The following is a 25976-nucleotide window of genomic DNA, read 5'->3' on the forward strand; positions in this document are numbered from 1 at the left end:
ATGAATTATTTTAAAATATTTTTAAAAGAGTGGGGAATTTTCTTCCTGATTATTGCATTAGTAGGTCTCAGCCGTCTCTTTCTCTGGAGCAATGTTCGTGTAGAAGGACACTCTATGGACCCTACTCTAGCTGATGGAGAAATTCTCTTCGTTGTCAAACATCTCCCTATCGATCGCTTTGATATAGTTGTCGCTCATGAGGATGAAGGGAATAAAGATATTGTGAAACGGGTAATCGGATTGCCAGGTGATACCATTCGTTATGAAAATGATAAGCTTTATATCAACGGACAAGAAACCGATGAACCTTATCTAGCAGAGTATCTCAAACGCTTTAAAGAGGATAAACTCCAATCTACCTATGCTGGAGATAGCTGGGATGGAAAAAAAGGTGAGTACTTCAGAAGCCTTGCTGAAAAAGCTGAGGCCTTTACCTTAGATGTTAATTTCAATACTAGTTTCACCTTCACTGTTCCAGAGGGACAATACCTCCTACTTGGTGATGACCGTCTAGTATCTAGCGATAGTCGACATGTTGGTACCTTTAAAGCAAAAGATATCATCGGAGAGGCTAAATTCCGCTTCTGGCCACTCAAACGTATTGGAACAGTTTAAGAACACTAAGAGGCCGAGAAATCTAAATCTCAGCCTCTTCTCATTCTATTCTGAATGATTTGCTCTCATTCATGAATGTAAAGGAATTATATGGAAGTTTATTTTACAGGTACGATTGAACGTATTATTTTTGAAAATATCAGCAACTTTTACCGTATTCTCCTTTTAGATATCGATGATACCAATGCCGAAAACTTTGATGATTTTGAAATCATTGTTACAGGGACCATGGCTGATGTCATTGAGGGAGAGGAATACACTTTTTGGGGGCAGATTGTTCAACACTCCAAATACGGGGAACAACTCCAAATGACTCGTTACGAACGAGCGAAGCCAACTAGTAAAGGTTTAGTCAAGTATTTTTCAAGTAGCCATTTCAAAGGGATTGGTCTCAAAACTGCCCAAAAGATTGTGGAACTCTATGGAGAAAATACCATTGATGAAATCCTGGAGCATCCTGAGAAACTCGAAACCATCTCAGGACTATCTTCTAAAAGTCGTGAGGCCTTCGTTTCTACACTTCGTCTCAACTACGGAACTGAAATGGTTTTGGCCAAGCTTGCAAACTACGGGATTCCTAATAAATTAGCTATTCAAATCCAGGATACCTATAAAGAGGAAACCATCGATATCGTTGAAAATTATCCTTATCAGTTGGTAGAAGATATCAAGGGTTTGGGCTTTACCATCGCTGACCAATTGGCGCAGGAATTGGGGATTGAAAGTCAGGCACCTGAACGCTTTCGAGCTGGCCTTGTTCATAGCCTTCTAAATGCATGTATGGAAAGTGGAGATACTTATGTTGAAGCCAGAGATCTATTAGAAAAGACTCTAACCCTACTTGAATCCTCACGACCTGTGGAATTAGAACCCAGTCAACTTGCACAAGAATTATCCAATCTCATTGAAGAAGAAAAAGTTCAGCAGGTTGATACGAAAATCTTTGACAACAGTCTCTTTTTCGCTGAAGAAGGAATTCACAATCACCTCATTCGTATTCTTGAAAAAGAAGACCCCAATAAACACGAAATAAAAACTATCCAGGAGCATATCGCAACGGTTGAGGAAGAATTAGGCATTCAATACGATACCATTCAAAAGCAGGCAATCTGCGATGCTATCCAAAACAAGGTCTTTATCCTGACCGGCGGACCTGGTACTGGAAAAACCACTGTTATCAATGGTATCATCGCAGTTTATGCACTTTTAGAAGGACTGGACCTGAAAAAAAAGAGTAGTCTTCCAATTATTCTAGCTGCACCAACTGGTAGAGCAGCTCGTAGAATGAACGAGTTAACTGGCTTGCCGAGTGCAACCATTCACCGCCACTTGGGTATGACTGGTGACGACGACACGAGCCATTTAGAAGATTATCTAGATGCTGACTTTATCATCGTAGACGAGTTCTCTATGGTAGATACTTGGCTAGCCAATCAACTCTTCTCAAATATCTCCTCTACTAGTAAAATTCTCATCGTTGGAGATAGTGATCAGTTACCATCGGTTAGCCCTGGTCAAGTTCTGGCTGACTTACTCCAGATTCCAAGTATCCCGCAGACGAGATTGGAACGAATATATCGTCAGAGCGAAGAATCAACCATTGTCACCCTTGCTAGTCAGATTCGTCAGGGAATTTTGCCTGCAGATTTCACTCAGAAAAAAGCAGACCGTTCCTACTTTGAAATCGCTAGTAACCAGATCCCAGCGACCATTGAAAAAATCCTAGACGCTGCCATCAGAAGTGGCATCCCTGCACGAGACATCCAAGTTCTAGCTCCTATGTATCGTGGAGCAGCAGGAATCGATGCCATCAATCAACTCATGCAAGAACTGCTCAATCCTCTTCAAAAGGGACAGAATAGTTTTGAAGCAAGTCAGTTTCAGTATCGTAGTGGAGATAAGGTCATTCATTTGGTTAACGATGCAGAAGTCAACGTTTTTAACGGAGATCTAGGCTACATCACGGACCTCATTCCTGGAAAATACACTGAATCTAAACAAGATGAAATGGTGATTGATTTTGATGGGAACGAGGTTATCTATCCACGCAACGAATGGTACAAGATTCGTCTTGCCTACGCCATGAGTATCCATAAATCTCAAGGAAGTGAATTCCCAGTTGTCTTTCTTCCTATCACCAGTGCTAGCAAGCGCATGCTAGAGCGTAACCTCATCTACACTGCTATTACTCGGGCTAAAAGCAAACTCATCCTACTCGGTGAACTTCAAGCCTTTGATTATGCGACTAAACATATTGGAACAGCTCGAAAAACCTATCTGATTGAACGTTTCAGCGACTTAACCGAAAGTTCTGAGGAACTAAATGAGCCAATTCTTGAAACAGAAAACCAGATTGATCCTCATCAACCTTACATCCTGACTGAAGAAAACTGGACTAGTATCCCAGCCATGATTGGGATTAGCCAAGATGACCTTGATGAGTTTTTCGGAAAATAAAGCACAAAAAAACCACCGGATTCGGTGGTTTTTTATCTTTTCAGATTATTTTACTGTTGCAGTGCTTGTGATCAATTCAACAGCTTTTTTGATTGTGATATCGTGTTTCAACATGTCGGCTGAAAGCAAGCTTTGTACTTGGGCAACTTCCATGTTGTAATCTGCAGCCAATTGCTCGATTTCTTTTTGGATTTCTTCTTCAGTAGCGTCAAATCCTTCAGCTTTCGCAACTGCTTCGATAACAAGGTTAGTCTTAGTGCGTGACTCAGCTTCTGCTTCGTATTGTTTGTGAAGGTCTTCTTGAGTAGTTCCAGTGATTTGGAAGTACATATCAGGGTTGATACCTTGACGTTGCAAGTTTCCAAGGAACTCATTTACTGAGCGGTGAACTTCTTCGTGGATCATTTCTTCTGGAAGTTCTACGATTTCAGCGTTTTCAACTGCTTTATCAATTGCTGCACCTTCAACGGCATCATTGTAAGCTTCTTCTTTAGCAGTAGCTAATTCTTTGCGGTATTTTTCTTTCAATTCGTCAAGAGTTTCAACCTCTTCGTCGATATCTTTTGCAAGTTCATCGTCAAGAGCTGGAACTTCTTTAGCTTTAACTTCGTGGATAGTTGTTACGAATTTAGCTTCTTTACCTGCAAGGTCTTCTGCTTGGTAGTCTTCTGGGAATGTTACGATAACGTCAACAGTTTCACCAGCTGAATGTCCAACTAATTGGTCTTCGAAACCAGGGATGAATTGACCTGAACCAAGTCCAAGTGAGAAGTTTTCACCTTTTCCGCCGTCAAATTCAACACCGTCGATAGAACCAACAAAGTCGATAACAACAGTGTCGCCTTCTTCAGCAGCACCTTCTTTGATCACCAATTCAGCCAAGTTGTTGCGTTCACGTTCGATACGCTCTTCAACATCAGCGTCAGTTACTTCTTTATCTACATCAACTGATACTTCAAGGTTTTTGTATTCACCCAATTTTACTTCAGGTTTTGTAACAACTTCTGCAGTGATAACCCAATCTTGACCTTTTTTCATAGAAGTTACGTCAATTTTTGGTTGAGCAACTACTTCAAGACCAGCTTCTTTAACAGCTGCTTCATAAGCGTCTGGCAAAAGAGCGTTCATTGCATCTTGGTAAAGTGCTTCTTCACCAAATTTTTGGTCGAAGATAGGACGTGGAAGGTGACCTTTACGGAAACCTGGAACGTTAAGAGTTTTCTTTACTGAGTTAAAAACACGGTCCAATTCTGGTTTGATTTGGTCTTGAGAGATAGTGAAAGTCAAGACACCACGGTTTGTTTCTTTGTTTTCAAATGATACAGACATTCTGTCATTTCTCCTTAAAATTTTTAATACAGTCCATTATACCACATAGTAGCGAACTTTTTCAAGTAATGGATGCGCTTTTCGTCCATGCTTCAGTTACATCCTATGTCCCCTAAAATTCATCAGAACCCACTAGATGATGTTGAAAAGCATAAACTGCTGCCTGGGTACGATCACTGACCTCAAGTTTGGCTAGGATATTGGAGACATGGGTCTTGACTGTCTTTAGGGAGATAAAGAGCTCATCTGCAATGCGCTGATTTTCATAACCCTTGGCAATCAGTTGAAGGACATCGCGTTCTCGCGCAGTTAATTCTTCGTGAAGTTCCATATGATTGCGGTGGTATTCTACTTTCTTACTCACCTCTTGTTCGATTGCTAGCTCTCCAGCTGCCACCTTTTGAACAGCATGGAACAATTCATCGGCACTTGATGTCTTGAGCATATAGCCTTTAGCCCCAGCATTTAAGACTGGCATGATTTTTTCATTGTCTAGATAAGAGGTCACAATCAAAATTTTAGCCTCTGGCCATTCTTTGAGAATAGCTAGAGTTGCGTCAATTCCGTTGACTTCAGGCATAACAATATCCATGACGATCACATCTGGACGAAGCTCCAAGGCCATGGAAATCCCTTCGGCTCCATTAGTTGCTTCTCCAACAACCTCTACATCATCTTGTAGTTCAAAATAACTTTTTAAACCAAGTCGCACCATTTGGTGGTCATCTACTAATAATAGTTTCATTTTATTTCCTTTTGTTCGTCAATCAAGCAAGGGGATCCGAATATCCACTGCCAAACCCTGCTTGGGTGCTGTTAATAGTTGTATGCTCCCTGCCATATCTTCCACTCGTTCTTTGATATTGCGTAGTCCATAGCTTAGTTCATCAACATCATCTAACTGAAAACCGAGACCATTGTCTACTACCTTCAACTGCAATTCAGTTTCCGTTTGATAAAGATAAACGTCTAGACAAGAAGCTTGGGCATGACGGAGAGTATTACTAATCAATTCTTGGACGATACGAAAGACATGCTCCTCAATCTTTTTAGGCAATTCGTCTACCTGATATTTAAAACTGACTTTGAGTTCACTTTTTTCTTCCAATTCTTTGAGAAGCAACTGAATTCCCTCAACCAAACTCTTTTGTTCCAGTTCAATAGGACGCAAATGCAGGAGTAGAATACGCAAATCTCTTTGGGCTGTCTCCAAAATAGCTGTTACACTCTGGAGTTGTGTCTGCATCTTCTCTTTGTCTAATCTGGAAGCTTGTTGACTGAGTCCTGATAAAATCATATGGGCAGCAAAAATTTCTTGGCTAACCGTATCATGCAAGTCACGCGCGATTCGCTTACGCTCCTTTTCAATAATCACTTCTTCCTTGATTAAGGCTTGATTGTCCGCTTTTTGAATGGCTTCTGTCAATAAACCAAGCTTGCCTGACAAGTTTCTAAAACTTGCGTCTAAATCAGCATCTCCAAGGCTTTTAATATCTTTACCAGTTAGCAGACGTTTAAGATTTGCTTGGATTCTTCTTCTTGAAATTTCGTCAACCATTGTCCAAAACAAGACCAATAAAAAGGCTAGAGCAAGACTAAACATCAAAGCTAGAAATAGGACTTTTTCTGTCTTTTCAAAATCTTGGAAAAGAGAAGTCCATTCCAAATCTAAGATCTTAAAAATGCTTCGAAATAGAAAAGCAACAAAGAAAAATGAGGTGAGACCAATTAAAATATAGGGTTGCTTTTTCATCCTCTCACCACCTCAACATCTCCAACCATAGTTGTCAAAAGAATCTTAACACTCTTTGGACTCTTGAGATAATCTCTGGTTTCTTGATGAAATTGCTCATTACGTAAAGAACGTTTAGGCTGGTCAAAAAAGGTTAAATCTCCGTACAGAGAATTGACGCATAGACTGACTTCAACATCCACTGGTACGATAATTCTAGTCGTACCAACCAGTTTTCTCAAGATGATGACATTATCATGATTGCTCAAAATCACGTGCTCTAGATGAATGGTATCCTTCCCCATAAGGCGAAAGAGATTGATATCATCAAAACGACAGGTCTGGTAACTTGAAAAATGGTGGAGATTTCCAAACCAACGATTTTTCTCCCTCTTTACTGTCACAACTTCTTCAAAAACCAGATTGGTATCTTCTCTTTCCTGGTTCATCATAGGGTAAAGCAGGAACAGGCTGTAAATCAAGGCTACAAAGATGGCTAAAATGACAAAGGGATTGAGCATGATGATAAAGAAAAATAGGATGCTCACTGCTACTAAAATAAAATTGTTCCCCTGTTTTCCAGTATAATATCGAATCAGCAGTAAAAACAAGAGCAAAATCAGTAGAAAACGGGAAAAATGCTCTGATACCATCATAATCAGAGCTCCTGTTAATAAACAAGCTTCAATAAATAGAAAAATTTGAAATTTTCGCATGTATCCGTCCTCTCCATTTAATTGTATCACAAATCCCAAAAGTCACATCAGTCTGAGGAATGATAAAGAGACCGGGACTAAAATCCCGATCTCTTTACATTTGATCTTTTGCTTCTTTCAATTTTCCATATAGGAGATAGTCAACCTCTTGCAAATCCTCAATTTTTTTACAATTAAGGGCACACATAATCAAGCGTAGGTCTTCCTTCCAACCTTCAACAATGGAAATAACGACATCAACAGAGTAATTTTCAACCAGCTCTAACATAGTGCGTGATAGACCAACTGCCTTGGCTCCAAACACCAAACATTTGATGATATCTAGTGGATTGCGAACTCCTCCACTAACCAAAAGTTCCATCTTGTCTTTCCAGTCTTGGGCATTCAGAAGAGCTTGCATGGTCGATTGACCCCAGTCATTTAGGTAATCACGCTGTCCACTGCGACGGTTTTCGATATAGGCAAAGCTCGTTCCCCCACGCCCAGACAAATCAACGGTTCGTATTCCCATCTCATAAGCCTTAGCAATGGTTTTCACATCCATACCAAAGCCGACTTCTTTTAAAACAAGTGGCACAGAGATTTGCTCAGCATAATCTTTCAGATTATGCTGCCATAATCTAAATTGACGTTCACCCTCTGGCATGAGCAATTCCTGCATGACATTAACATGAACTTGTAATAGAAGGGGATTCATCTCTTTTACTGTTTGTAATCCTAGTTCTACAGGTTTGTCTAAGCCAATATTGGTTCCAAGAAGGAGGTCAGGGTAACTAGTTTTGACTGAAAAAGAATCATCTGAAGGATCCTTGAGTGCAGCGCTGTATGAGCCCGTCACAAATAAAATCCCACAAGCATCTGCCACCTGAGCCAGCTTTTGATTGATTTCTCTCCCCTTATCGCTTCCACCTGTCATAGCATTTATATAAAAAGGAAAGTCCCACTTTCGACCTGCAAATTCTGTCGAAAGATCAATTTCATCTAAGTCATATAAGGGGAGCGAAGAATGAATTAGTTCAACTTCATCAAAACTATTATAAGAACTGTTTTGTTCAAGGGCATAGCGGATGTGTTCATCCTTCCGATTTGTCGTCATGTTCCATCCTTTCTTGATACAAGAGCTCAATTCCTAGATCAGCCCAGCGTTTTTTCAGTAATGTGGTCGAATCTTGGTCAAAGCTAAGTGCAATCCCACAGTCTCCTCCACCAGCACCACTGCTCTTAGCAACAGCTTTCAAGTCTTGGCTGGCATTTTTTAATTGCCTGAGCAAAGGTGTGTAAATATCTGAACTCAAGCCTTCTAAAAGTTGGCTGGCTTGTTCCAGCAAGTCAATAATGGTTTCTTCTTGACCTACCTCCAAAGCCTTTACCAAGTTAGCTACTGTTTCTTTTGAAGCCTGTAAAAAGCTAGCGTTCATATTATTCTTGATTTGCTTAACCATATGACTTGATACAGCCACTTCCTTGGTCCAACCAACCAGAAAATCAAATGTCAAGACCGGTTCAACACTCCTAATAGAAAAGCCCCAGTCACGTGCTAATACAGCTTGCAAGTCTTCTTTTTCTAGCCAATCTGCCACTTTCTCGCGGTCAAATGACTGATAGAGGATGAGGTCTTCTGATACGATACAGGCAATATCCCCCATGGAACCGTTGTCCCCACGTTTAAGAAGTACAGCACTCGCCAATTTAAACAAGAGTTCTCTGTCAGCTAATCTTTCATAGAAGGCAAGCATGGCCTTGATGACCAAAACAACCACACTGCCACTAGAACCCAGGCCAAATTTCTTCCCCTCGCGTTCCATTTTCCCACGAATATCTAAAGAAAAAGGCTGCAGTTCAACTCCTTGGGCAGTTAGATACTCCTCCACCAAGGCAACTGTTTCTTGAATCAAGGTATAAGAGGAATCCGGTCGCAAGTCTACACTATAGGAAAACATATCTGAGTAGAGTCGATAATTATTAGACGCTTTAATCTCAGCCGTCATATAGATGGGAATAGCCTTTATTAGTGCCAACTGTCCTGGTTCTAAAATAGCATACTCCCCAGCCCAATAGAGCTTCCCACAAGTTTTAACAATCGTCATCTTGGCTCAAATCCTTTGTTTTTGAAACGATTAAGCGATGGCGTTGACCTAAAAGTTCTGATAAATGTTCCAAGTCCTCTTCCAAGCAAAGAACCTTGACATTAGGGCCCGCATCCATGGTAAAGTAGCAAGATTCTCCTTGTTCTCTAAGCTGACGAACAAAATCCATAGCCTCATAACTAGCATCTGTCAGATAAGAGAAGGATGGAGTTGCAGTTTTTGTCGTAGCATGCATAGCTAACGCGTTCTTCTCTGTCAATTCTCCAACTTTCTTAAAGTCATTTTCCTTGAGGTAGACTAACATATCCTTGTAATCTTGTTCAGATTGACGAATCCACTCATCAAAAGTTGTCGAAGTCTCCACACAGAGCTTCATCCCATCTCGACTGGAAATTGGTTTTTTCTGGTCTTCCAAGACCAACATAATCATAGCTAGTTTCAAGTCGGTTTCAACAGGATAAATCTCTCCACTATCCTTGTCCCAGGCTGCCAAGGGGCCATAAAAACTACGAGACGAAGAACCCGATGCAAACTTAGCTTCCAAGGCCAATTCTCTCCGATTCAGCCCAAGTTGGAAATATGCATTACAAGCTTTGACCAAGGCAGATAAACCACTGGAACTTGAAGAAAGGCCTGCTGCTGTTGGCATATTGTTCTTAGTATCGATACGAACAAAACCTGCTCCTGCAGGACGGTAGCGGTCAATGATTTTACTCATCTTGTCATGCTCAGCTTCGTTTTGCAACTGACCATTGATGTAAAAGGCATCCGCCTTTGCATCTGCTGGTAAAGGAGAAAGTGTCGTCTCCGTATACATATTTTCTAAAGTCAGAGAGATACTGCTAGTCGCAGGAACCATCTCTTTTTCTGCTTTCTTTCCCCAATATTTAATAATAGCAATATTGGCATAGGAACGCACTGTTACAGGCTTTCGATCCATGTCTGAACAGCTCCTTTCTCTTCTAATCTTTCAGCTAGATCTTGAGCTTGGTGATAGTCAGCTACTAAGGCTATGATACAGCCACCTAAACCACCACCACTCATCTTAGCACCTAAAGCTCCATGTTGAAGAGCAGTATCAACCAAGGCATCAGCCTCAAGGCTACTAACTCCTATTTCTTTTAGATTTCCATGTGCTTTTGTTAAAATCTCTCCCAGCATCACGGCATCTCTTGCCTTTATTGCTTCTTCTGCTTGCTGGGTCAACTCTCCAAGTGCATACAAGAAAGGTAAAGCTTCCTTACCCTTGCTCTCTACAACTTGGATAGCTTCACGAGTATGTCCATAGACTCCTGTATCTGCAATGACCAGATAAGCCGACAAGTCCATGGCTAGTTCTTCAAAACCAACATTCTTGATAAAACGAATAGGTTGGTCACTAAGACAGGTCTTGGCATCCAATCCACTAGGATTCATATGGGCAATCATCTCAGCGCGATTGACCAGAATTTCTAACACATCATGTGGAAGTTCTGCTTGGTAATAATCAAATACCGCGCGAATAGCCGCAATGCTAATGGCTGCCGAAGAACCCATTCCACGTTTTTCTGGAATTGCAGAGTCAATTTGGCAACGGATGTAAGCATTTTTGATATTCAGATACTCGAGAGAAGCATAAACTGCCATGGACAAGGTATCCTCTTCAAAAAGGCGCCATGGTGTCGTTGCCGGTACAACCCGACAGGTCACTTCAACCTCTAAAAGAGGCAAAGAGATGGCTGGATAGCCATAAACTACTGCATGCTCTCCTATTAAAATAATTTTACTATGTGCCTGACCGACACCAACTTCTCTTGTCATTTAATCCTACTATCAGACGAAAAACGTCTTTTTCTAGATAAAATTTTAGAACTTTATTCCTTTCTATTTTATTATATTTTCACAAAAAAAGCGATTGTTTCATTCACAATCGCTTGTTTTCATTACTGGATCCACTCGCCATTATAGTTGACGTAGTAGCCACCTACTGTAGTATTCACAGCTAGGGCACCTGAACTATAGGCATAGTACCATTTCCCATTAACTTGGAACCAGCCTGTCTTCATATCGCCATTGCTTGCATTGAGGTAGTACCAAGTTGAGCCGTCTTGAAGCCAGCCTGTCGCCATAGCTCCTGATGAACGGAGGTAATACCAATAGCCATTGATAGAAGCCCAACCTGTTTTCATATCCCCATTTTCAGCGTCAAGATAATACCAAGATGAGCTGTCTTGATACCAGCCAGTCACCATAGCACCTGATGAACGGAGATAGTACCACTTGTTACCAAGGTATTGCCAACCAGTTTGCAATGCAGCGGTTGTTGGATCTAGATAGTACCAAGTTGAGTTATCATTGGTCCAGCCACGCACTAGCTCCCCAACCGTTAAACTGTTGACACGAGTATCGAAGCCACTATCCTTCTGTAAATAATACCACTGACCCTCGTCATATACCCAACCAGTTTTTAAAGTGTGATAGCTACGCTGATCTTCAAAATAGTAGACTCGTTTCTCAGCAGAGCTATCATATTGTTCACCATAATGTTTATTAGTGTTTGTAGCAGTTTTTGCTTCTAAAACTTGCTTGCCAACAAATTCTTGAAGAACTCCATCTTGACCAAAGTAATACCATTTTGACATTGGCATAAATTCCAACCTCGTACCATTTGGATAAGGACCAATGGTACTTCCTTGATATGGAAACGGAATGTATTGCCAACCAACAACCATCTCACCATTATAATCAAAATAATAGGTTTTTCCATCAATCACTCGCCAGGCCGTTTCTTTGAGTTCCCCCTTCTTGTAGTAGGTTCTACCATTTTCTTGGACAAATTGCCAACCTACTGAATCAGTGTCATCCGCTAATACTGTACTAGTTGCTAACAGACCAAAGAAAAATACTGCTAGTCCAACTTGCATCATTTTTTTCAAAAATTTCATTCTTGCTTCCTCCAAAATGATTATAGCAAAGACTGAACTATATGTCAATATATAATAATTTCAAAAAAAGCAGTTACACAAGGTAACTGCTTTTCTATTCTTGCATGGTGTAACCCACACCACGTACGGTTTTAATGTAACTCTTTTGACCTTTTACGTCAAGTTTGCTACGTAGATAACGGATATAAACATCCACAATATTGGTTTCGGTCGCACTTTCATACTTCCAAACACTTTCCAGCAACTGCTCTCGAGTTAAAACTTTCTTGCTTCCCATAAGGGTAGCCAAAAGGTCATATTCACGACGTGTGAGGGCAATCATTTCCTCACCACGATAGACTGTATGATGTTCTACGTCCATACGCAGATTGCGATAGGATGTCGGAACCTTCATTTGACTACAGTGTTGGTCGATAAAATCCCGACCTCGGAAAATTGCTGCAATACGAGCCACCAAATCATCAATAATGACTGGCTTGTAGATATATGAAACAGCGAAACGCTGGATTGTTTCAAGTTGGTCTTGCAATTCTTCTCGATGGTCCAAGACTATAATAACCGAAGCTGGCTTAGTCCGACTCAACTGTTCTGCAAAATCCTGGGCTGTCATATCCCCTAGATGAGCATTCAGTAAAATCAAGTCATAGTCTGTCTGAAGAGCCATGGAGAGGGCCTTTTGTCCCTCTTCTACCTGATCAACTCGGTATTGCTCTTTTTGGAGTTCCAGACTTAAAAAATGAGCTAGATTTCTTTCTTTCTCAAGTAATAAAATCCGTTTCCCCATGGCTGACCTACTTATTTTTCGTCATACCAAGAGTAGTGGAATGTTCCTTCTTTGTCTTTACGTTGGTATGTGTGGGCACCAAAGTAATCACGTTGTGCTTGGATCAAGTTTGCTGGAAGGTCAGCTGAACGGTAGCTATCAAAGTAAGTGATGGCAGCTGAGAATGTTGGTACTGGTACACCTGCTTGAACAGCAAGAGCTACGATATCACGAACTGATTGTTGGTACTTAGCAGTTACATCCAAGAAGTACTCATCCAAAAGAAGGTTAGCAAGGTCTGCATCACGGTTGTAAGCATCTGTAATTTTTTGCAAGAAACGAGAACGGATGATACATCCATCGCGCCAGATAGATGCGATGTCCGCAAATGGCAAGTTCCAGTTGTTTTCTTTAGATGCAACACGCAATTGTGCAAAACCTTGTGCGTATGAAATGATTTTTGAGAAGTAAAGGGCTTGACGGATCTTTTCGATCAACTCAGCCTTATCACCTTCAAATTTGAAAGCAGCTGGTTTTGGAAGCACCTTGCTAGCGTGTACACGTTCTTCTTTGTATGTAGAGATGTAACGGGCAAATACTGACTCCGTAATGAGTGACAATGGCACACCAAGGTCAAGCGCTGATTGGCTAGTCCATTTACCAGTTCCCTTGTTTCCTGCGGCATCCAAGATGTAGTCTACGATTGGGCCATCTTGACCTTCATCATCTTTACGTCCAAGGATGTCAGCCGTGATTTCGATCAAGTAGCTATCTAATTCGCCCTTGTTCCACTCAGTAAAGATTTCAGCCATATCTTGAGCTGAAAGGCCAAGCAAGTGTTGCATCAAGTCATAGCTTTCTGCAATCAATTGCATATCACCGTACTCGATACCATTGTGGACCATTTTCACATAGTGACCAGCTCCATCAGGACCGATGTAAGTCACACATGGTTTACCATCTTCTGGTGCTTTTGCAGAGATTTCTTCAAGAACATCTGCTACCAATTCATAAGCTTCTTTTTGTCCACCAGGCATGATAGAAGGACCTTCAAGGGCACCTTTTTCACCACCAGAAACACCTGTACCAATGAAGTTGATACCAGAGTTCGCCAATTCTTCGTTACGACGGATAGTATCTTTGTAGAACGTGTTTCCTCCGTCAATCAAGATATCGCCTTTATCCAAGTGTGGAAGAAGGGCTTGGATGGTTGCGTCTGTACCAGGTCCTGCTTGAACCATGAGCATGATACGACGTGGTTTTTCAATTGAGTTTACGAAGCTTTCGATATCATAGCTTGGCACAAAGTTCTTTTCAGGATGGCAAGCAACAACATCTTCTGTTTTTTCTTTACTACGGTTATAGATAGCAACTGTGTATCCACGAGATTCAATATTAAGGGCAAGGTTACGACCCATTACGGCCATACCAACAACACCAAAGTTTGCTTTTGTCATGTGACACTCCTCTTATTTAATAAGTTTTATTTTATCACGTTTATCTGTGAAAAGAAAGAATTTTATAACAATTTGACTAGTAGTCTAAATCATCCGCATGGCCAGAACCATTCCCAACAAAGTATCCTGTCTTACAGTTTAGAGTGAAGAGATAAGTTCCATCTGGTTTATAAAGATTGTAATATCCATTGCCATTCACAATATTTACACGTTCCAAGATATATTGGTTTCCAGTGATATATCCACGCGCACGGGATGTCTCAAGGATCTGTTCAAGAACACCATCTGCAAAGGTCCAGGCAGGATTACTACTATCGTTTACAGCAGATTGATTATACGGTACTCGGCTAGCGCTTCTTTGCAAATTAACACCTTCGCTTGACAAGCCACTATTAGTAGATGCCGCAGTATCACTTGTTGAAGTAGATGGACTGCTTTCTGTTGTTGGGCTTGACGCTTCCTGGCTCGCTGCTGTTGTCGAAGCAGTTGTTGAGGCCGTTGTTGTACTTGTTAATTGACTCTTACCAAGGCTGATTGCTTTATCAAGCAGTTTATCAATTTCTGTATTACCAGTCTTGATTTCCGTGAATTTAGCATCCGCTTTGATTTTTGCATTTGTATCCAAGACACCATCTGTAATAGCTGGAGTTTCAAATTGAGAGTTCACTTCTTGGATAGCCTTTATTTGAGTTTCTAGACTATCATATTTTGATTTAGCTAGAGTATGTTCTCTCGCTCCTTCTAGTTTATCTAGAAGTTCTTTCAATTGATTCAGTTGACTAAACTGGCTATTTTTAAGAGCCGTTTTGTTTTCATCAGTATAAAACGTGTCGTAGAGCGTATTAAATTGTTCATAGACTGACTGATTGCTTACCAAACCTGAATCCGCCGCCTTCGTTTGAAGCTCTTGAGAAGAACGCGTAATCTGACGATAAACGTAATAGCCACCTCCAAAAATCAAGAGGACTAGCAAAATAATGATTGATAAAATTGCCCATTTCTTTTTATTTTGTGGTTCATCATCTGCTTGAGCAGAACGAGACAAGGGTTGAAGTTGATCTTCATTTTCCTCATAAACCACTGCAACTTCGGAGTTATCAACCTCAGCCATTTCCACAGCTTCCAATTCATCCTTAAAAGGTTGCTCGAGAACTCTGGTTTCCTCTTCTTCGACTTCTTGGGCAACGATTTCAGTTGTATCTGTGGCTACTGCAAGAGCAATTGCTTCCTCTTCCGGACTTAACACATTTTCTTGTTCAGCAGTTTCTCTCACTTCTTGGATCATATCATCCAAGCTTTGAGTAGACTCCTCTTTTTTCGTTTGTAAATTTTCAAATTTGTCTGCTTCGATTTCTTCACGGTGTTGCTTGATATATTTATCTAAGATGGTATCATCTGGAGTCACACCTGCTTCAACCTCTTCGTTCTTACGAATAGCCTGACCAACCGTTAAATCTTTAGCCTCTTCAAATTCAAACTTAGATTCTTGCTCACCCTTGTGATGGCGATTGCGTCTTTTCTTACTCATTTGCATTCCTTTCCACTTTGACATCTTGTCTTTTCACTCGTTGACCAAAATATTGATATAAATCAACTTTCAAAGTACCGTTATAGAGTTTCCGTTTTTTATCTGCCTGACTACCATATTTACTTTCAAAAGCTTCATCACTGGTCAGGATAAATTTACTCCAGGTTTTAAGTGGTGCAAATACCTCTCCCATCTCAGCATAGAGCTTTGTTACTCCTGCGTCATCTAATAAGCGTTCCCCATATGGTGGATTCGAAATAATAACTCCATTAATCTTATCTGTTCGCAAATCCTGCACGCGCATCTGCTTAAAGTGGATATCCTTAGAAACCCCCGCAGCCTGAGCATTTTCCTTAGCAATTTCTACCATGCGGCCATCGATATCACAGCCCATGATGTCTAGCTCAATCTCACGATTAATCTTCTTGCTAGTTTCCGTACGAATCTCCTGAATCAAACGATCACTAACCCAATTCCATTCTTCGAAAGCAAAGGAACGGCGTAAGCCTGGCGCCATATTACGAGCAATCATAGCTGCCTCAATACAGAAGGTTCCTGAACCACAGGTTGGATCAATCAAAGGTTTATCTGGATACCAGTTTGATAATTGCAGAATTGCTGCTGCCATGTTCTCTTTAATAGGAGCACCACCTTTTTCAGTACGATAACCTCGTTTGAAAAGACTAGAACCACTTGTGTCAATCATGATAGTCGCAACATCTTTAAGAATTGAAACCTCTATTTTAAACTCTGGACCATTTTCCATCAAGGGAACGCCTTCTGGTCGAGCATAATGTTTCTGCAACTTCTTGACAACTGCTTTTTTAGAAATAGCTTGAACACTAGGTTCATTATGAAGTTTTGATTTGACACACTTAGCCTTTGAAATTGGAAAACGCGCTCCAAGTGGTAAATAGTTTTCCCAATCTAAGGCAAAAACTCCTTGAAAAAGTTCTTCAAATGTTTTTGCGGGAAAAGTCCCAACAACAATCTTAATCCTATCTGCAGCTCGTAGCCACAAATTAGTTTCAATAATTGTCTTTACATCTCCTTCAAAGCGAACGCGACCATTCTCAACTTGACAGTCATAGCCAAGTGCACGCACTTCCCGACCTACAACAGCCTCTAAGCCTGCTGCAGCAGTCGCGATTAAATTAAATGTTTGTTTCATGTCAGTCTTTAAAGACCTTTCTCTTGTTCACCTTTAAAAAATGAGGTTGAGAAAATTTCTCAGCCCCAACCTATATGCAATTTTCTATAAGCCATGTTTTGTTCCAGAAGTGACTAGGACCACTTCTTTCGATAATCATCTGTCTACCACTAACAGCTAGAAGCTGCTAGCAGTCAGAGTACTACGTTCGTTTCCGCGCACTCCATGCCCCGACCAAAATTTGGGTTGCTAGCTTGAGGGGTTTACCGCGTTCCACTCTCTCTGTTTCCAGAGAGACTTCGTCACTGTGGCACTTTCAGAGCTACTAAAACATATCCGAAAACTTAGTCTATTCACTCGCCGTAACGATTTCTCGTCCCTAGGCTTATGGTTTCGCCTAGCACAAACACTACAGGCATCACAGCCTGTGCTAGCATGGACTTTCCTCATGAAAAGATAAACTCTCCACGCGATTATCCAAAAATTGCACAACTGTATGATTCTAGAAATCAGAATTTTCTACGATTTGTTTGCCAAATACTTCTTTTTCAAGACGATTCAATCGTTTCAAGATATCAAAGTTAGTCATAGAAGTCGTACTTCCAAGCTCAGCAGGCTCAGACGTTACAGATACAGGTTCCACTTGAGGTTTGTTCGCCAATTGTTCTTTCAATTCTGCGACTTCCAAACGCAATGATTTAACCAACGCTGCATAGGTTTCATAATCCTTGATAACGTCATCTAAGAATTCATCTACCTCTGCTTTACTGTATCCACGTACTTCTCTTCCGAAATCCTGCTCAAAAATATCCTTTGCTGTAAAAATAATACTTGCCATGTCTCTCTCCATTCTCAGTTACTAGTATTATTATATAAAAAAAGGCAAACAAAAAGCAAGGTCAAAGCCTCAATTTTCGGAAAAATTTTCGGCTATTTCGTTTAAATCCTCAAATGTTAATCTTTTTGTAATATAGTTGTCTTTCTTTTTCATCAGTTCGTAAAAAAATCTCAGTTTTGTTTCGTTTTCTTGATCATAAAAAAGATAGGCTCCATCTGTATTTTCAAGTAAAAAAATCTGGTAATCTCTCAATTGGCTTTTATGCTCATAAGCCGGATAGGCATACTTTATAAAATCGACCTGTTTAAAATCACTCAATTTGATCTGATTTGCTTCATTCCAATTCGAGCCATGTGTTTCAAAATCAAAAATAGTCGCTAGTTGGAATCCATAGTCATCTTTCATTTCCTTGGCGACTTCTAAAACCCAATGTTCAAAACCAAGAGAACCTGTGAACACTAGCCATTGCAACCCTTCCTCAACCATTCTTTCCAAATCTCTTCGAATGGCTTTTTTGATAATTTTTAAGCGAATGTCCTTTTCATTAAACACTCCCAAATCAAAAGCTGAGTATCCCAAAACCATGGCTGTATGCATTTTTTCACCCTTTCTGAAAACCTTTGTGGTATAATAGAGTGATGTTATTGTACCAATAAGGAGGACTATGGTCAACTATCCACATAAACTTTCATCTAAGCCAAGCAAAACTTCTCTACCTCAAACTAAAAATTTCGCAAATCGAGGTATGAGCTTTGAAAAGATGATTAATGCTACCAATGACTACTATCTATCACATGGAATAGCAGTCATTCACAAAAAGCCAACCCCAGTTCAGATTGTTCGGGTCGACTACCCTCAACGGAGTCGTGCTAAAATTGTTGAAGCCTATTTTAGACAAGCTTCAACTACTGACTACTCGGGTGTTTATGAAGGATTTTACATCGATTTCGAAGCAAAGGAAACCAGACAAAAAAATGCTTTCCCGATGAAGAACTTCCATTCTCATCAGATACAGCATATGGAACAGGTTCTTGAACAAAAGGGAATTTGCTTCGTCCTAATCCATTTTTCTTCTTATCAGGAAACATATTTATTACCGGCAATTGACCTCATCCGTTTTTATCATCAGGATATGGGGAAAAAATCAATGCCACTTGATTATATCCGAGAGCACGGTTTTGTAATTGAACAACAAGCCTATCCTCAAATACCTTATCTCGATATCGTCAAACAACATTTACTAGGTGGTAAAACAATATGAACAAACAACTTATCTGGCGTATTGCTAAATATCTAGGGATTGGATTTTTAGCAGCCTTTATTGCTGCAATATTGATTGGTGGAAGTGTCTTCTTCTACTATGTATCTAAAGCACCAGAACTTTCTGAAAGCAAACTTGTCGCAACAACTTCAAGTAAAATTTACGACAGTAAAAACGAATTGATTGCTGACTTAGGAGCCGAGCGTCGTGTCAATGCTCAAAGCAATGAAATTCCTATTGAACTGGTTAATGCAATTGTCTCTATTGAGGATCACCGCTTCTTTAACCACAGAGGGATTGATAGTATCCGTATTATGGGCGCTTTCTTACGAAACCTCCGTAGCAATGGTCTCCAAGGTGGTTCAACCTTGACTCAGCAGTTGATTAAGCTAACATATTTCTCAACTTCTTCATCAGACCAAACAATCTCACGTAAGGCCCAAGAAGCTTGGCTAGCTATTCAGTTAGAAAGAACTGCGACCAAACAGGAAATTTTGACATATTACATCAATAAAGTATACATGTCAAATGGTAACTATGGGATGCAGACTGCTGCTCAAAATTACTATGGTAAAGATTTAAAAGACCTATCTATTCCACAACTTGCTCTTCTAGCCGGAATGCCACAGGCTCCTAACCAATATGATCCTTATTCTCATCCAGAAGAAGCAACAGAACGTCGTAATCTAGTCCTATCAGAGATGCAAAAGCAAGGTTATTTAACAGCTGAACAATATGAAACGGCTATAAATACACCTATCACTGATGGTTTACAAAGTCTTAAAGGAAGCAACTCCTATCCTCCATACTTAGACAATTACCTCAAAGAAGTGATTGAACAAGTTGAAACAGAGACAGGCTACAACCTTTTAACTACCGGAATGGATGTCTACACTAACGTAGACCAAGACGTTCAAAAGCGTCTTTGGGATATATACAACACAGATGAGTATGTTTATTATCCGGATGATGAACTTCAAGCAGCTTCTACTATCGTAGACGTTACAAATGGTAAAGTTATTGCTCAGCTTGGTTCAAGACACCAGTCAAGCAATGTATCCTTCGGACTCAATCAGGCCGTTGAAACCAACCGTGACTGGGGTTCTACTATGAAACCAATCACAGATTATGCACCTGCACTTGAATACGGAATTTACGACTCTACCGCAGCAATCATAAAAGATGCCCCTTATAACTATCCTGGAACAGATATTCCTGTTTATAACTGGGATAAAGCATACTATGGAAACATCACACTACAATATGCAATCCAACAATCGCGTAACGTACCTGCCGTTGAAACACTTGAAAAGGTTGGTTTAAACAAAGCCAAGACTTTCTTGAATGGTTTAGGTATTGACTATCCGGATATGCACTATGCCAACGCTATTTCAAGTAACACGACTGAGTCAAACAAAAAGTACGGAGCAAGTAGTGAGAAAATGGCTGCTGCTTACGCTGCTTTTGCTAACGGTGGTATCTACCATAAACCAATGTATATCAACAAGATTGTCTTTAGTGACGGTAGTTCAAAAGAGTACTCTGATCCTGGCTCACGTGCCATGAAGGAGACTACTGCCTATATGATGACAGAAATGATGAAAACCGTATTAACCTACGGAACTGGTCGTGGCGCCTATATGTCTTGGTTACCTCAAGCAGGTAAGACGGGTACATCTAACTATACAGATGATGAAATTGAAAATTACATTAAGAGATACGATTATGTCGCACCTGATGAAATGTTTGTAGGATATACCCGCAAATATTCAATGGCTGTCTGGACCGGTTATTCAAACCGCCTCACTCCAATCGAAGGAGATGGATTTAGAGTAGCGGCCAACATCTACCGATCAATGATGGAGTACCTTTCCGAGGATGATAACCCAGGTGATTGGACAATGCCTGAAGGTCTATATCGTAATGGTGAGTATGTCTTCAAAGTTGGCGCTCGTAGTAACTGGATCCCTCAAACAACCCAACAAGCTACTACAGAAGCTCCTACTACAACAACCGAAAATCAAACTACAGTAGCTGAAACTACTAGCCCAAATAATGGACAAAACCAAACTGTTCCAAATACTAATCAAAATCCTCAACAAAATCAAAATCCTCAAGGACAGCAATAATCTTAAAAGACCTAGGAAACATCTTCCTAGGTCTTTTATTAATGAAAAAGTGGAGTTAATAACTAACTCCACTTTCTTTTATTTTACATGGTTTGCAAGATCTTCTTGCGCTTTTTTATTAGATTCTTCTTTTTCTTTCTTCCATTTATCTTGAGCTTTTTGATATTCATCAGCAGTTACTGGTTTATCTTGAAGTTCAAGGTACTTGTACAAGAGGGCTTCACTCATACCCTTGTTACCTGAGTATGCAAATGGAAGGGTGAATGGTACCATCTTAGACAACATTGGACGTCCAGTTTGAGAAGTTGTTGGGATAATCAAAGCACTATCTGTCAACCAAGCTTGGGCCGCAGCATATTTATCATAACGTTTTGAAACATCTGTGTCTTCATTACCAGCTTCAACAACCATCTTTTCGTAATCTTCCAAACCAACTTGTTTGGCAGCAGCATTGTTTGTACCAGCATCAAATCCTAGATAAGTCTTAGTATTTTCACCAACAGATGGTTTGATGATATCAAGGTAAGTAGATGGGTCGATGTAGTCTGGAGACCATCCAACGTTATCTGAGAGATCCCAATCTTCTCCAGCAGCTGTTTCAGCAAAGTAGGTAACATTTAAGACTTCATCTTTTTGAAGTTGTTGAATGTCAATGACAACATTGTCAGTTCCTAACGTTGCTTCAAGCGATTGTTTCAATGATTGAACACGTTGAACTTTTGTAGTATTAGTTTGGTCAACTGGCATATCCAAATGAATTGGGAATTGAACGCCTTCTGCTTGGAGAGCTGTCTTAGCTTTAGCAAATTCTGCTTTCGCTTTTTCAGGATTGTATAGACCATCTTGAGCGTCGTCTAGATTAACATCCTTCCACTCGTCACCATAGGTTACCAATTTTTCTTTAACTAATTCACCAAAGTTTTTACCATCTGCTTGAACAAATGTTGGTGGTACGAACAAGTTACGAAGGAGTTTGCTTGCTCCGCTTTCTCCATTAACTTGAGAAGCATAAGCTGTTCTATCAAAACCAAAGGCGATGGCTTGACGGAAATCTTTGTTTAGGAGAGCTTTTTTAGTTGAAGTTTTTTGCTCATCTGTAGTCTTAGCGGTGTACTTGTAAGACTGACGGTCAATATTTGTCCCAACTAAGAAAGTAGCAGAATCTTGTGGTGTATAAACGATGTTGTCTTTAAACTCTTTTTCAAGTTCAGGATATCCTGCACTTGTTGGGAAGAGACGAGCCATTGAGAAGCCACCATCCTTAAAGGTATCTGCAAGTTTGCCTGTATCTTGACCATCCCAGAATGATAGTTTCACTTTATCAATATGAACATTATCCTTATCCCAGTAGTTTGGATTCTTCTCAAATTCTACTGAAGATTTTGCTACCAATGATTTCAACAAGAAAGGACCGTTGTAAAGAATACTGCTTGGATCAGTTGCTTTGGCAAAGTCACTTCCTTTAGAAGTAAGGAATTCTTCATTGACTGGTGCAAGAATACCCATGGTTGTCTTAGAGTTCCAGAAGGTTTCTGGTTTATTCAAAGTGTATTGAACAGTTTGATCATCAATTGCCTTGATTCCAACTTCTGAGAAGTCTTTTACTTCACCTTTGACATAAGCGTCAAGACCTTTAATAGATTCTTGAACAAGATAAAGGGCTTCTGACTTATTATCAGCTGCATATTTAAGACCTGTTACAAAGTCTTGAGCTTTCACAGGTGCATACTCTTCACCTTCAGAAGTGTACCACTTAGCATCTTTACGGATTGTATAAGTGTATGTCAAACCATCTTGAGATACAGACCAGTCTTCTGCCATTGATGGCACAAAGTTTCCGTAGCGGTCATTTTCCATCAAACCATCGATGACGTTACTAGTGATATTAGCAGTTGCAGCTTTACCAGTTGTCAAATAGTTGAGGTTGTCTGGGTCAGTTTCATACACGTAAGAAAACGTATTTCCACCTTTTGCGCTCGAACCTGAACAAGCTGCCAAAACACCTGACGCTAACAGAGTCACCCCTGCTAGGGCCATTACTTTTGAAAATTTCATAATAAACTCCTTTATGACTTTTTATACATTATAGTCCCTTTTTCGCCAAGTGTCAATACAATTTTCAGAATTTTTCAAATTGATTTGAAAATATTTTTTCCTATTTCTAACTTTTCAATAAATATCTGATACAAAGTTCTTTTTTTGACAATTATCAAATAAATCTTTATGATATAATGAAAGAAGAAAGTTGAAAGGAAATACTATGACAAAAGAAGTTATTGTTGAAAGTTTTGAACTAGATCATACGATTGTAAAAGCTCCTTATGTCCGCTTGATTGGAGAAGAGACTGGACCGAAAGGAGATATCATTTCTAACTTTGATATCCGCTTGGTTCAACCAAATGAGGACTCTATCCCTACTGCTGGACTTCATACAATTGAGCACCTCTTAGCTAAGCTCATCCGTACTCGCATTGATGGTATGATTGATTGTTCCCCATTTGGTTGTCGTACAGGTTTCCATATGATTATGTGGGGACGCCATACTAGCGCTGAAATCGCATCTGTTATCAAAGATTCGCTGAAAGAAATTGCAGAGACAACAACTTGGGAAGATGTCCCAGGGACTACCATTGAATCTTGTGGCAACTACAAGGATCACAGCCTATTTTCAGCTAAGGAGTGGGCAAAATTGATTCTCCAACAAGGAATTTCAGACGATGCCTTTGAACGTCATGTTATTTAACAATAGAAAAAGAACCAGCTTTTCAGCTGGTTCCTTTTTTATTTTCGAATTCTTGATTTAGGCTTTTTCACGAATGACCAAGACACCATCTTCCATGTCGGCTTCAAGGTGTTTAGCATCAAGATTATCCAAATGGAAGTCTGTTACTTTATCACGGATTTGTTGTTCAACTACTCGACGGAGTGGACGAACACCCATGACTTCATCGTAGCCTTCTTCAGCCATGTATTCTTTAGCAGCTTCGCTCACTGCCAAGTCGATTTCTTTCTTAGAAAGTGTCTTATTGACATCAATCAACATCAAATCAACAATCTTAGAAAGGTCTTCTTTGCTCAAGTGTGAGAATTCAATCACAGCGTTGAAACGGTTCAAGAATTCTGGACGGAAGTAAGGTTTCAAACGATCCAAGAGTTCTGGTTTATCCGCATCTTCTGTCAAGTTGGCTTCATAGCCAAAGCCAGCGTTCGAAGTTGCGATAATCACAGTATTCTTGAAGTTTACAGTGTTACCTTGACCATCTGTCAAACGACCATCGTCCAAAACTTGGAGGAGAAGGGTGATGACTTGAGGGTCAGCCTTTTCAATTTCGTCGAGAAGGACGATTGAGTATGGATTGCGACGAACACGTTCAGTCAAAGTATTGTTGTTATCGTCGTAACCAACATAACCTGCTGTTGTACCAATCAATTTAGAAACGGCTGTACGATCGCTGTATTCTGACATGTCCAAACGGATGATGGCATCTTTCGTTCCGAACATATCAAGAGCCAATTGTTTGGCCAACTCAGTCTTACCAACACCAGTAGGACCTACAAAGAGGAAGCTACCGATTGGACGGTTACCTTCATCAAAACCAGCACGGTTACGACGGATAGCTTTTGCTACTGCTTCAACAGCCTTGTCTTGACCAATAACTTTCGTTTGCAAACGGTGACCCATATCTTTCAAGCGTTCGATATCGGTTGCACCCATTTGTGATACTGGGATTCCAGTCATACGTTCGACAGATTCAGCTACATCATTAACTGTTGCTGTAACCTTGTGATCTTCTGTATGATTAGCAATTTGCTTTTCAAGCTCTTCGATACGGACTTTTGCATTTAGAGCTGCTTCGTAATCTTCTTTAGCCGCAGCTTCTTCTTGTTTAGTTTTTTCCGCTTGAATTTCGTGCTCAACTGCATGTACGTCTGTCACTGGGTGTTGTGCTGCCAAGTGAGCAGCTGTCACATCCACAAGGTCAATAGCCTTATCCGGCAAGCTACGTTGTGGAATATATTGAACAGAGTAATCAACGGCAGCTTTCAAGACTTCATCTGGCAAAATAACATTGTGGTGTTGTTGATAAAGATCTCGAATACCTTGAAGAATCTTGAAGGTATCTTCAGCAGATGGAGCATTAACCTTCACTTCGTTGAAACGACGAGCAAGGGCTGCATTTTTCAAGATAGTATTACGGTATTCATCTTGAGTAGTTGCGCCAATCACTGTCAATTCTCCACGTGAAAGAGCTGGTTTCAAGATATCAGCAAGACCTTTAGACCCTTGACCATCACCTGTGCTACCAGCACCTAGGATTTGGTGAATTTCGTCGAAGAAAAGGATAATATTTCCAGCTTCTTTGACTTCGTTTACCAAGTTTTGAATGTTTTCTTCAAAGCTACCACGGTATTGAGTACCAGCTTCAAGTCCAGAAATATCAATAGAAATGATCTCTTTGTTCTTGATTGCTGCAGGAACGTCACCGTTCACGATAGCTTGGGCCAATCCTTCTACTACTGCAGTTTTACCAACACCAGCATCACCGACGAGAACTGGATTATTCTTTGTGCGACGAGAAAGAATTTCAGAAGTTTCTTGGATTTCTTTATTACGTCCAATAACTGGATCTAACTTACCTTCACGTGCTTCTGCTGTTAAGTTACGTCCAAGTTTTGCAAGAACCCCATCTTGTTTCATACCTTTACCTTGAACGTACTGAGCTTGTTCACTTCCTTCGCTTGGAAGTTGACCAGTTTGACGGTAAATAGCGAATTCTTCAGGTGTTACTTCACGGCCGTTAATCAAGTAACGACGATTTTCTGAACTGTATCCACGCATACCGCCCATCAATTGGTTAAATAAATCATCCATGTTGTTAAAGTTATTAAAGTTGTTATTCATATTTCATACCTCGTTTGTTTTCAAATTTACTTAGTCAAAATAAATTGACTTTCTCTGACCTTTGTTTCAAAAAATTTAGACTAGCTA

Annotated in this window: 22 protein-coding genes and 1 other RNA gene; 5 read left to right on the forward strand and 18 right to left on the reverse strand. The window is 40.2% G+C overall.

Annotated features, from left to right (window positions below):
* A complete protein-coding gene (lepB, locus tag KBU52_RS04545) occupies positions 1–615 on the forward strand; it encodes a signal peptidase I (RefSeq protein WP_254724474.1) in 615 nt (204 codons plus the stop codon).
* 90 nt (positions 616–705) lie between these two features.
* Positions 706–3072, forward strand: a complete 2367-nt coding sequence (locus tag KBU52_RS04550; protein ID WP_254724475.1) for an ATP-dependent RecD-like DNA helicase — start codon at positions 706–708, stop codon at positions 3070–3072.
* A 45-nt stretch (positions 3073–3117) separates the two neighbouring features.
* On the opposite strand, the gene tig is transcribed toward KBU52_RS04550, so the two are convergent.
* The 16 genes from tig to KBU52_RS04630 all read right to left on the reverse strand — a co-directional run bounded on the left by tig (position 3118) and on the right by KBU52_RS04630 (position 18193).
* Positions 3118–4401, reverse strand: a complete 1284-nt coding sequence (gene tig, locus KBU52_RS04555; protein ID WP_254724476.1) for a trigger factor — start codon at positions 4399–4401, stop codon at positions 3118–3120.
* A 112-nt stretch (positions 4402–4513) separates the two neighbouring features.
* Positions 4514–5146 carry a response regulator transcription factor gene (locus tag KBU52_RS04560; RefSeq protein ID WP_254724477.1) on the reverse strand — a complete coding sequence of 211 codons (633 nt, stop codon included), beginning with the start codon at positions 5144–5146 and terminating at the stop codon, positions 4514–4516.
* Between the two features lie 18 nt (positions 5147–5164).
* Positions 5165–6154, reverse strand: coding sequence for a sensor histidine kinase (locus KBU52_RS04565; RefSeq protein ID WP_254724478.1), 990 nt, complete (start codon positions 6152–6154; stop codon positions 5165–5167).
* Entirely contained in the window at positions 6151–6849 is a 699-nt protein-coding gene (gene liaF, locus KBU52_RS04570) for a cell wall-active antibiotics response protein LiaF (protein WP_254724479.1), read from the reverse strand. Before liaF ends, KBU52_RS04565 begins: the two co-directional genes overlap by 4 nt.
* A 94-nt stretch (positions 6850–6943) precedes the next feature.
* Positions 6944–7945 (reverse strand): type 2 isopentenyl-diphosphate Delta-isomerase, encoded by a 1002-nt coding sequence (gene fni, locus KBU52_RS04575; protein ID WP_254724480.1) that lies wholly within the window; start codon positions 7943–7945, stop codon positions 6944–6946.
* Positions 7923–8936, reverse strand: coding sequence for a phosphomevalonate kinase (locus KBU52_RS04580; RefSeq protein WP_254724481.1), 1014 nt, complete (start codon positions 8934–8936; stop codon positions 7923–7925). Before KBU52_RS04580 ends, fni begins: the two co-directional genes overlap by 23 nt.
* Positions 8923–9876, reverse strand: coding sequence for a diphosphomevalonate decarboxylase (gene mvaD / locus KBU52_RS04585; protein WP_254724482.1), 954 nt, complete (start codon positions 9874–9876; stop codon positions 8923–8925). Before mvaD ends, KBU52_RS04580 begins: the two co-directional genes overlap by 14 nt.
* Positions 9858–10736: a mevalonate kinase gene (gene mvk / locus KBU52_RS04590; RefSeq protein WP_254724483.1), complete on the reverse strand. Its 879-nt coding sequence runs from the start codon at positions 10734–10736 to the stop codon at positions 9858–9860. The genes mvaD and mvk overlap by 19 nt, the downstream gene beginning before the upstream one ends.
* A 122-nt stretch (positions 10737–10858) precedes the next feature.
* Entirely contained in the window at positions 10859–11860 is a 1002-nt protein-coding gene (locus KBU52_RS04595; protein ID WP_254724484.1) for an N-acetylmuramoyl-L-alanine amidase family protein, read from the reverse strand.
* Positions 11861–11954: 94 nt separating this feature from the next.
* A complete protein-coding gene (locus tag KBU52_RS04600; RefSeq protein WP_254724485.1) occupies positions 11955–12644 on the reverse strand; it encodes a response regulator transcription factor in 690 nt (229 codons plus the stop codon).
* Positions 12645–12655: 11 nt separating this feature from the next.
* Positions 12656–14080: an NADP-dependent phosphogluconate dehydrogenase gene (gene gndA / locus KBU52_RS04605; protein WP_006151777.1), complete on the reverse strand. Its 1425-nt coding sequence runs from the start codon at positions 14078–14080 to the stop codon at positions 12656–12658.
* A gap of 76 nt (positions 14081–14156) precedes the next feature.
* The gene (locus tag KBU52_RS04610) at positions 14157–15608 is read right to left on the reverse strand and encodes a cell division site-positioning protein MapZ family protein (protein WP_254724486.1); all 1452 of its coding nucleotides are present in this window, start codon (positions 15606–15608) and stop codon (positions 14157–14159) included.
* Positions 15601–16779 (reverse strand): class I SAM-dependent RNA methyltransferase, encoded by a 1179-nt coding sequence (locus tag KBU52_RS04615; RefSeq protein WP_254724487.1) that lies wholly within the window; start codon positions 16777–16779, stop codon positions 15601–15603. Before KBU52_RS04615 ends, KBU52_RS04610 begins: the two co-directional genes overlap by 8 nt.
* A gap of 82 nt (positions 16780–16861) precedes the next feature.
* An RNA gene (gene rnpB / locus KBU52_RS04620) (RNase P RNA component class B) lies at positions 16862–17243 on the reverse strand.
* Between the two features lie 17 nt (positions 17244–17260).
* Entirely contained in the window at positions 17261–17596 is a 336-nt protein-coding gene (gene gpsB, locus KBU52_RS04625) for a cell division regulator GpsB (protein ID WP_006152068.1), read from the reverse strand.
* A 69-nt stretch (positions 17597–17665) separates the two neighbouring features.
* Positions 17666–18193, reverse strand: a complete 528-nt coding sequence (locus tag KBU52_RS04630) for a DUF1273 domain-containing protein (protein ID WP_254724488.1) — start codon at positions 18191–18193, stop codon at positions 17666–17668.
* 67 nt (positions 18194–18260) lie between these two features.
* Here KBU52_RS04630 and recU point away from each other — a divergent pair, with 67 nt between their 5' ends.
* Together recU and pbp1a are read left to right on the forward strand one after the other, a co-directional pair.
* Positions 18261–18857, forward strand: a complete 597-nt coding sequence (gene recU, locus KBU52_RS04635) for a Holliday junction resolvase RecU (RefSeq protein WP_254724489.1) — start codon at positions 18261–18263, stop codon at positions 18855–18857.
* Positions 18854–20986, forward strand: a complete 2133-nt coding sequence (pbp1a, locus tag KBU52_RS04640; RefSeq protein WP_254724490.1) for a penicillin-binding protein PBP1A — start codon at positions 18854–18856, stop codon at positions 20984–20986. Before recU ends, pbp1a begins: the two co-directional genes overlap by 4 nt.
* A 78-nt stretch (positions 20987–21064) precedes the next feature.
* Here pbp1a and KBU52_RS04645 read toward each other — a convergent pair whose 3' ends face one another.
* Entirely contained in the window at positions 21065–23041 is a 1977-nt protein-coding gene (locus KBU52_RS04645) for a peptide ABC transporter substrate-binding protein (RefSeq protein ID WP_254724491.1), read from the reverse strand.
* Positions 23042–23246: 205 nt separating this feature from the next.
* Between KBU52_RS04645 and KBU52_RS04650 the strand changes: the two genes are divergently transcribed.
* A complete protein-coding gene (locus KBU52_RS04650; protein ID WP_254724492.1) occupies positions 23247–23729 on the forward strand; it encodes an S-ribosylhomocysteine lyase in 483 nt (160 codons plus the stop codon).
* A gap of 57 nt (positions 23730–23786) precedes the next feature.
* On the opposite strand, the gene KBU52_RS04655 is transcribed toward KBU52_RS04650, so the two are convergent.
* A complete protein-coding gene (locus KBU52_RS04655; RefSeq protein WP_254724493.1) occupies positions 23787–25889 on the reverse strand; it encodes an AAA family ATPase in 2103 nt (700 codons plus the stop codon).
* Between the last annotated feature and the right edge of the window lie 87 nt (positions 25890–25976).

It is taken from the genome of Streptococcus sp. 9.1(2021) (genome assembly GCF_030466425.1).
Lineage (GTDB): Bacteria > Bacillota > Bacilli > Lactobacillales > Streptococcaceae > Streptococcus > Streptococcus wuxiensis.